This is a genomic window from Mycobacterium sp. (assembly GCF_049280035.1).
Taxonomy (GTDB): domain Bacteria; phylum Actinomycetota; class Actinomycetes; order Mycobacteriales; family Mycobacteriaceae; genus Mycobacterium.
Genome location: NZ_JBAPPI010000446.1, coordinates 1 through 6,846, shown reverse-complemented (window position 1 = coordinate 6,846; position 6,846 = coordinate 1). Strand labels below are relative to the sequence as shown.

Sequence of the window (6,846 nt, the reverse complement as noted above, 5' to 3'; positions counted from 1 at the left end):
TTGCGCACTACGCGGTCGATGTAATCACCGAGCTCGGCGCTGGTGACCTTGTGTTGGCGCAGTTTTCGCCCGAAACCACTGTCGAGGCCCAAGCTGCCGCCCAGGTGCACCTGGAACCCCTCGACCGAGCCGCCGTGGCCGTCGTCGACCATTTGGCCCTTGAAACCGATGTCGGCAATCTGGATGCGCGCACACGAGTTCGGGCAGCCGTTGATGTTGACGGTCACTGGCACGTCCAGTTGTGCGTTGATGTCGTCGAGTCGGCGCTCCAGCTCGGGCACCAGCACCTGGGAACGCCCGCGAGTATCGGCAAACGACAGCTTGCAGTACTCGATACCGGTGCAGGCCATCAGGTTTCGGCGCCAGTGCGACGGCTGCGACGGCAGGCCCAGCGCGTCCAGGCCGGCGGTCAGCTCGTCAAGCCTGTCGTCGGGAACGTCTAGGATGACCAGCTTCTGGTAGGGGGTGAACCGGATCCGCTGCGACCCCGCCTGCTCGGCCAAATCGGCCACCGCGGACAGGATGGTGCCCGACACCCGCCCGGCAATCGGTGCTACCCCAACGGCATTGAGCCCGTTCTTCAGCCGCTGCACGCCGACATGGTCGATCGGGTGCTTGACGGGTTCGGGAGCCGGACCGTCGATGAGTTTGCGTTTGAGGTATTCGGTTTCGAGAATTTCACGGAACTTTTCAATGCCCCAATCTTTAATGAGGAACTTCAGCCGGGCCTTGGCCCGTAGTCGTCTGTAGCCGTAGTCCCGGAACAGCGATGTGATGGCCTCCCAAACGTCGGGGACCTCTTCCAGCGGCACCCACGCACCGACCCGCTGGGCCAGCATCGGGTTGGTGGATAGGCCGCCACCCACCCACAGATCCAGCCCGGCTCCGTGCTCGGGGTGGTTGACCCCGATGAACGCGATGTCGTTGATTTCATGCGCGACGTCCTGCAGACCCGAGATCGCGGTCTTGTACTTGCGCGGCAGGTTGGAGAACTCCGGATTGCCGATGTAGCGGCGGACGATCTCCTGCACGGCCCAGCTCGGGTCGAGGACCTCGTCGAGTGACTCACCGGCCAGCGGGGAGCCCAGCACCACCCGCGGGCAGTCGCCGCACGCCTCGGTGGTCTGCAGCCCGACCGCGGCCAGCCGCTCCCAGATCTCGGGGACGTTCTCGATCTCGATCCAGTGGTACTGCACATTTTCCCGGTCGGAGATGTCGGCGGTGTCCCGGGCGAACTCGGTGGAAAGCTGTCCGAGCGTGCGCAGCGCCGCGGTGGACAGTGCCCCGCCGTCGCACCGGACTCGCATCATGAAGTACTTGGCCTCGAGCAGATCGAGGTTCTCGTCGCCGGTCCAGCTGCCGTCATAACCCTGTTCACGCTGGGTGTAGAGACCCATCCAGCGCATGCGGCCACGCAGGTCGTTCTTGTCGATGCTGTCGAAACCGGCTTTGGAGTAGTGGTTGAGGATGCGGTCGCGCACATTGAGCGCATCGTCATCCAGCTTGAATTGCTCGTTGGGATTAAGCGGCTCGCGCTCACCAAGCGCCCACTGGCCTTCGCTGCGGCCCTTGGCGGGGCGGGGGGAGGTCATTCGGCAATCTCCTCTTTGGAGTAGCCGGCTTGGACCGCGCAGATCACCGGTTGCTGTCCCGGCAGCGCAGATCCGGGAGCCAGCTGGAAATACAGGTGGGCGGGTCTACGACATCAAGGCAGACAGCGACAGCTGCAGACACGCTTGAGATCGATGTGCCGACGCGCCACCAACGCGATGTCGAACGGGCTGCGGTGGGCGGTGGTCACTCGGCCATTGTGCCATGGATGTCGCCAACGGTCGCTACCAGGGTGGAATTTCTCTCATAGTGAGCAAAACTACGTGGCAACCCTGGGACGCAGCGCAAATGTATCCGAGAGTCCGCTGCCAACACCGTCTGGTCGCGGTGATAAGTAGCCCGCGCTGGAGGTTGTGCGTCGACTCAGGAATATTGGCAGCCATGACGGCAAGTTCTGCGCCGGTAGGACTGCCCGATGTGCACGTGAGCTCGGGCGGACCGTTCGGCATCTACGTGCACGTGCCGTTCTGCTTCACCCGCTGCGGTTACTGCGACTTCAACACCTACACCCCGGCCGAATTGGGTGGCGTCAACCCCGACGCGTGGCTGCAGGTGCTGCGGTCGGAACTCGAGCTGGCCGCAGCCCGGCTGGGCGCACCGACGGTGCACACCGTGTTCGTCGGGGGCGGGACGCCGTCGTTGTTGGGTGGCGAGCGCATCACCGCGGTGCTGCAGTCGGTGCGCGACAATTTCGAGCTGGCCGCCGACGCCGAGATCACCACCGAGGCCAACCCGGAGTCGGCTTGGCCCGACTTCTTTGCGGCCGCCCGCGCGGCCGGCTACACGAGGGTGTCGCTGGGCATGCAGTCTGTCTCGCCAAGGGTGCTGGGTGTTCTAGATCGGATCCACACACCGAACCGGTCTGCGGCGGCGGCCCGCGAGGCGCTCGCCGAAGGTTTTGAGCACGTCAGCCTCGACCTGATCTACGGCACCCCTGGGGAATCCGACGAGGATGTACTGCGCTCCGTCGAAGCGGCGGTCGACACCGGGGTCGATCACGTCTCCGCCTACGCGCTGGTGGTCGAGGAGGGCACCGCGTTGGCGCGCCGGGTGCGCAGCGGCGAGCTCGCCGCTCCCGACGACGACGTGTTGGCGCATCGCTACGAGGTGGTAGACAAGCAGCTGTCAGCGGCCGGGCTCGAGTGGTATGAGGTGTCGAACTGGAGCCGTGCCGGCGGGCAATGCCGACACAACCTCGGCTACTGGGACGGTGGCCAGTGGTGGGGTGCGGGCCCGGGGGCACACAGCTATATCGGTGCGACGCGCTGGTGGAATGTCAAGCACCCCAACGCTTATGCGCAGATCCTCGACGGCGCGGGGTTGCCGGTCGCTGGTTTCGAGCAGTTGACTGCTCAGCAGCGCCACACCGAGGACGTCATGCTGAGGATCCGACTACGCCAAGGTCTGCCGCTGGACCTGCTCGACGACGCCGAGCGCGAGCGCGCCGCTGTCGCGGTCAGCGACGGCCTGCTCAAGCCAGAAGGTCAGCGCCTCGTGCTCACCGACCGGGGACGGCTGCTGGCCGACGGCGTCGTCCGCACGCTGCTGGATTAAGCAGCATGCTGCATCAACGCGATGCCTACCCTGACTTCGAGTTCACTGATCGTCACTGTCGGCGCGCGCGGCGGCGCCGCCGAACGGTAGTGCCCGCCGGTTGGAGTGGTGAATTCGGCTGTGTGTCTGCCGGTTTCGTCCATGCCCGCGCTGACCCGCCAGCCAGCGGCCTCTTTCACGTAGTTGCACCGTTCGCAAGATCCCAGCCCGTTGTCAACCGCGGTTCGCCCGCCACGGGCATACGGCGTGGCATGGTCGCGGTGTCGGATTGGCGCGTCGCAGTAGGGCGTACGACATCGTTGATCGCGCAGCCCGATGAATGTGGCCAGCCCGCGCGGAAATCGCCGGGCCCGTGACTCCATCGCCACCAGCGCGCCGGACTCTGGATGGGTGTAGATCCGGCGCAGCGTCGCGCGTGACCGTGAGTCTGTGGCTGCGGCCATCACTAACCCGCGGGCGACGTCGGCGGGAATTGGGCCGTACCCGCAGATGTCCGCCGGGGTCGCGTCGCTGCTCAGCAGCGTGTGGTCCGAGAGAACGAGATTGACTGCGATTGGTGTTGGCGTCGCTGCGCTGCGGCCAGTGACGCGTTCGACGAGAGTGTCGGCCATGACCTGGCCGCGGGACCGGCCGTCAAACGTGGTGTCCGCCGTACGGCGCAGTGCCGCATACACCGATACGCCTTGGGCTACGGGCAGGAGCGCGGTCAACCAGGTCATAGTGTCAGGAGCGGGCCGGATGGAAACTGTGCGCTCGGTTTCGGCTTTGGCGGCCCTTTCGACGACGGCGTGCGGGTCCAGTCGGTAGGCAACCGACCTGGCTGCAGCGGCCACTCGGGCATCGCCCATCCCGTCCAGGCCGGCGGGATCGCCGCACAGCTCGGCGTCCAGCGCTTGCCGGTCTTCGATGTCTAAACAGGCGCTTTCCCGCACGATGAGGGTGGCCCGCCATTCCGATAGCTGCCCTTGCTCCAAAGCGGCCAAGGTATGCGGCATCTCGTTTACCAGCGCCTTGGCGAAGCCGAGATGCCGACCGCCGCGTGCTGGTGAGTCCCTTCGGGCCAGGGCAATTTCGCTGGCCACCCCGCGACCTCGGCTCGCGGCCGGCACGCCAGCGGCGGTTTCTGAGGCTCGTCGTGCCGCATCCAGCGCGGCCGCCGCTCGAGCCTGGCCCGCCGCAGCGGCGGATTTGAGCCGCTCCAGCTCGGCAATGCGCTCGATCAGCGCCGATTCCTCACACGCCGGATTGATCACAGCCAGAGATTCGAACATATGTTCGATAGTACACGCCTCCACTGACTCAAACTTTTTGGCAGGGTCGCGTTATCCACAGCGCGGCCGCCGTTCAAGAGGGTTGGGTGGGTGTCATGGTCAGATCACGGCGAATGAAGGTTGCTCCGGAGGACAAGCTGCGGATGGTGTTGTCGGTGCTGGCCGGTGAGATGAGTTGCCGGGAGGCGGCGCGCCGATTGGGGGTTAGTGCTGACTCGGTGGTCAAGTGGAAGCATCAGTTCCTCGAGGCGGGTGCTCAGCGGCTCCAAGAGGTTCCCAGTGGGCCGGCTGGCAGGAAGGGCACTCCCGAGCAGCGTCGGCTCCAGCTCGAAAACGAGCAGCTGAAGTTGGCACTTGCGGAGGCCACTGTTCAGTTGCGGGTCTGGCAGCGCGGCGCGGCGCTGGCCGATCAGGTCCCTTCGTCGACCTCGAAGCCCTAAGAGAAGCAGCGGGTCTGCCGGTTTCGAGGTTCTGCGTTTTGGCCGGCATCCCGGAACGCACCTATCGCCGACGGCTGGCGCGGCTGCATCACGGCGCACCGTCGAAAGGGCCGTGGCCGGCCCCAAAGGTCGATTGCATCGAGGCGCGGCCCGCGATTGGGACGCGCCCTCGCGGTTCGCCGCACCGGTGGCGAGCCAAGCGCGGTAGGGATTAGGCGGGTGGCGCGGGTGGCGCGGGTGGCGGTGAGCTGGCCGGTCCGGGCGCAGCCGCATTTCCATGCAGGCACTGCTGATATTCCTGAGTACCTGGGACGTTGTCAGCGCCGCAGCTGCAATCATGAACTTGCGCGGGGGTGGGAAGCGAATTGCAAAAGTCGCTACCAGCCGAGGTCGATGGTGCGGTCCACATAACACCAGCGGCCAAGGCTGCCGCTGCACCACCGACCGTGGCCATCAATACTCTCGTCTTCATGTTGGGATTCCTTTTTCTCTGGAAGACGACGGCACTCCGCCGCCGCTGGTTGCGCTAGCCGAATAGTAGGGTTTCAAGGAGAACGTCGCAGACGTCATGTGCTTGCGGCATAGGCACTGCAAGATTGCTTACGGCCTTGTGTCGAAGCACACGACGCTGCGGGCACCATGGCCCGCGGCCATATCGGTGAACGCCGCCTCGACGTCGTCGAGACCGATCCGCCGCGTCACCAACGCCTCGATGTCGAGCAGACCGCGGCGGGACAGGTCGGCCAACAGCGGGATATCGCGCGCCGGGTCGCTGGCGCCGTACACGCTGCCTTGGATGGTCTTGCCCTCGACCATCAATGAAAGCGCTGGAAACGTCACTGACTCCTCGATCCCCGCGGCACCTACCAGGGTGACCTTGCCGCCGCGGCGGGTGGCGTCGTAAGCCGCGCGGATCGTGGCGGGTTTGCCCACGACTTCGATTCCGTGATCGACTCCGGCGCCGCCGGTGAGGTCGCGCACGGCGCTGGCCAGGTCGACCTCGCTCGCATCGATCGTCTCGGTCGCGCCGTTGGCCGTCGCCGCCGGAAGTTGGGCGGCCACCTGGTCGGCGGCGATGATCGGCGCCGCGCCGGCCAGCCGCGCCCCTTGGATCGCGGCTAAACCCACACCGCCGCAACCGATGACGAGCACGCTCTCGCCCGGGCGGACGGCCGCCGTGCGCATCACCGCGCCAACGCCGGTCGTGACGCCGCAGCCTAATAGCGCGGCGTGATCGAGCGGCAGCGACTTATCGACCGGCACGACCGCCGCGGCAGGCAGCAGTGTCTGTTCGGCCAGCGACCCGACGCCCATTCCCGGCCATACCGGGCCGGCGGCGCTCTCGGCGTAAGGACCGCCATAGGCGTGGTCGTAGGCATGCACGCACAGCTGGGACTCTCCACGCAGGCAATGCGGACAGGATCGGCACGCCACCAGCCAAGTCAGCACAACGTGATCGCCTGGGCCGACGCTGGTGACGTCGTCGCCCACTTCCGCGACCACCCCGGCGCCCTCGTGACCGAGCGTGCCGGGCAGCAGCGTCGGGATGGACCCGTTGCGCAGTGACAGATCGCTGTGACACACGCCGCTGGCGGCCAGTTGCACTCGGACCTCGTGGCGACCGAGCGGCCGCAGCGCGAGCTCCTCCACCGCGGTGGGCTGACCAACCTCCCGCAGCACCACACCCCTCATGCGAACCGCCCTGTGATCCATGTCATACCGACTTACGATGGCGGGACGACCGCACCGGGTCAAGGAGGCAAGCACGATGACCGCAACATCCGCTGAAGCATCCGCACCCCTCACGATCGGGGGCGAGCCGCGGCCCGGTGGCCGCACCAGCTATTCGGTACACAACCCGGCCCGTCCTGCCGAGATCGTCGGGTATGCGCCGGCCGCCGATCTTGACCAACTCGACGTTGCGGTGCAGGCGGCGCGGCGGGCCGTGGCCGGATGGCGCGCGCTCGACG

Annotated in this window: 6 protein-coding genes and 1 pseudogene; 3 read left to right on the top strand and 4 right to left on the bottom strand. The window is 66.4% G+C overall.

Features of this window, described 5'->3' with window-relative positions:
• Together WAN71_RS14795 and WAN71_RS14790 are read right to left on the bottom strand one after the other, a co-directional pair.
• The coding region (locus WAN71_RS14795) for a nitrite/sulfite reductase (RefSeq protein ID WP_422226049.1) at window positions 1-1,592 on the bottom strand (1,592 nt) is incomplete at its 3' end.
• 113 nt (window positions 1,593-1,705) lie between these two features.
• Complete coding sequence (locus WAN71_RS14790) at window positions 1,706-1,762, bottom strand: hypothetical protein (RefSeq protein WP_370485981.1); 57 nt, start codon at window positions 1,760-1,762, stop codon at window positions 1,706-1,708.
• 230 nt (window positions 1,763-1,992) lie between these two features.
• Here WAN71_RS14790 and hemW point away from each other — a divergent pair, with 230 nt between their 5' ends.
• Complete coding sequence (gene hemW / locus WAN71_RS14785; RefSeq protein ID WP_422226048.1) at window positions 1,993-3,165, top strand: radical SAM family heme chaperone HemW; 1,173 nt, start codon at window positions 1,993-1,995, stop codon at window positions 3,163-3,165.
• Here hemW and WAN71_RS14780 read toward each other — a convergent pair.
• Window positions 3,162-4,436, bottom strand: a complete 1,275-nt coding sequence (locus tag WAN71_RS14780) for a DUF222 domain-containing protein (RefSeq protein WP_422226047.1) — start codon at window positions 4,434-4,436, stop codon at window positions 3,162-3,164. The genes hemW and WAN71_RS14780 overlap by 4 nt on opposite strands.
• A 113-nt stretch (window positions 4,437-4,549) precedes the next feature.
• Between WAN71_RS14780 and WAN71_RS14775 the strand changes: the two genes are divergently transcribed.
• On the top strand, window positions 4,550-4,876 hold the full coding sequence (locus tag WAN71_RS14775; RefSeq protein ID WP_422226046.1) for a helix-turn-helix domain-containing protein: 327 nt from the start codon (window positions 4,550-4,552) through the stop codon (window positions 4,874-4,876).
• Between the two features lie 600 nt (window positions 4,877-5,476).
• On the opposite strand, the gene WAN71_RS14770 is transcribed toward WAN71_RS14775, so the two are convergent.
• Window positions 5,477-6,568, bottom strand: coding sequence for a Zn-dependent alcohol dehydrogenase (locus WAN71_RS14770; RefSeq protein WP_422226045.1), 1,092 nt, complete (start codon window positions 6,566-6,568; stop codon window positions 5,477-5,479).
• 76 nt (window positions 6,569-6,644) lie between these two features.
• On the opposite strand from WAN71_RS14770, the pseudogene WAN71_RS14765 reads away from it, so the two are divergent.
• A pseudogene (locus WAN71_RS14765) lies at window positions 6,645-6,846 on the top strand (hypothetical protein); the annotation flags it as partial.

Bases quoted from the DNA above. Each gene is read 5' to 3' on its own strand.
- hemW (WP_422226048.1), top strand. From the start codon at position 1,993: ATGACGGCAAGTTCTGCGCCGGTAGGACTGCCCGATGTGCACGTGAGC.
- WAN71_RS14780 (WP_422226047.1), bottom strand. From the start codon at position 4,436: ATGTTCGAATCTCTGGCTGTGATCAATCCGGCGTGTGAGGAATCGGCG.
- WAN71_RS14775 (WP_422226046.1), top strand. From the start codon at position 4,550: ATGAAGGTTGCTCCGGAGGACAAGCTGCGGATGGTGTTGTCGGTGCTG.
- WAN71_RS14770 (WP_422226045.1), bottom strand. From the start codon at position 6,568: ATGAGGGGTGTGGTGCTGCGGGAGGTTGGTCAGCCCACCGCGGTGGAG.